The 1,306-nt window shown below is 55.2% G+C and carries 2 protein-coding genes; both read left to right on the forward strand.

Going from position 1 to position 1,306, the window contains the following annotated elements; all coding sequences use genetic code 11:
- A partial coding sequence (locus ABLA76_RS17995; protein WP_348988955.1) for a DUF2169 domain-containing protein occupies positions 1–781 on the forward strand: 781 nt, incomplete at its 5' end.
- The gene (locus tag ABLA76_RS18000) at positions 774–1,136 is read left to right on the forward strand and encodes a DUF4150 domain-containing protein (protein ID WP_285809752.1); all 363 of its coding nucleotides are present in this window, start codon (positions 774–776) and stop codon (positions 1,134–1,136) included. The genes ABLA76_RS17995 and ABLA76_RS18000, both read left to right, overlap by 8 nt.
- Positions 1,137–1,306 lie beyond the last annotated feature (170 nt).

Genomic DNA, 1,306 nt, shown 5'->3' on the forward strand with positions numbered 1-1,306 from the left:
CGATGCCTTTGGCGGGGAATGCAAAGTGTACGAAAAGGATGACGCAGCTGCTTCCGTGCCCGAAGAAATTCGTCTGACCGACACCCAGCGGGAACAGCACCCGGAAAAAGACAATGCCCCCCTTGCCCATGCCACATGGGAATACAATCCGCTGGGGACGGGCTTTATCACCCCGTGGTATGCGAAGGCAAAAGATCTTTCCCGCTACCTGGCACCCCGCATTGAACACCCGGATGCCCCGATAACGGCCGCCCACTTTGCGCAGTGGCTGAATTCGCCGCCGTCCATCACGGAAAAGGTGTGCCAGCCTGCGGGACTGGGGATTATCGGACGCGCCTGGCTGCCCCGCCGCACACTGGCAGGCACCTATGATGAGCAGTGGCTGACAGAACGCCACCCTTATCTTCCCGAGGATTTCAGTTTTCGTTACTGGAATAACGCGCCGGACGACCAGCAAATTGACTTTCCTGCGCCTGATATCCGTATCAGTCTGTTCAACCTGACCCGTGACGGAGAGATGCATGTCCAGTTGCCGGGGCACCGGCCGCTGATCCTGTTGAGGATGCTCAGTGGTGAAATGCTCCCGGAACGGATGTACGCCGATACCCTCATTATCGACAGCGAAGCGCTCACGCTTGCCATGACTTACCGTTACCACATTGAAGCAACATCGCCCCTCCGGGTGATGGAAGCCCGTTTTGAAATGGACCCAAATGCACCGCTGATAAGAATGGCATCACCGGATGACAAAGACGAGAGGGAGATCCATATTTATGGCTGATAATTACCTTGCCCGGACAGGCACCCAGTGGATGGTCATCGGCATTTTACCGGATGTCTGCAAAACCCCGATAGGCTCTTCCACGCCCCCCATTCCTTACCCCGTGATGGCCAAACTGGCAGACAGTTCAGTGCCGGTAAAATCCGTGCGCGCCAATGGCAAACCCGTTGTGGTTTTTGCGCAGTCGTTTGTTCCCCAGACACTGGGCGATGAACCCGGTGTGGCAAATGGCATCAAAAGCGGCACAGTGGGGGGCAAGTGCCACCCCAAAGAACAGGAGCATTCAAAAAGTGTGCGGGTCGGCAATAAATTGCTGTTACGTCACGGTGACAAATTCTGGATGAACGGAGCATAAGGACATGGCAAAAATCAAGAAAATCCCGCCTAAACCGGCGAGTGATGAAGCATTATGGAAAAAACGGGCGCATGACGATGCCCCGACCGGTGAGGGTAATACGTTAGGGGAAATTACCGGGCAACCGCCGAAATCGACTGAGGTGCCTAAAGAAGCTAATCCCGTTATCA

The sequence above is a fragment of the Xenorhabdus sp. SGI240 genome (assembly GCF_040081915.1).
Lineage (GTDB): Bacteria > Pseudomonadota > Gammaproteobacteria > Enterobacterales > Enterobacteriaceae > Xenorhabdus > Xenorhabdus bakwenae.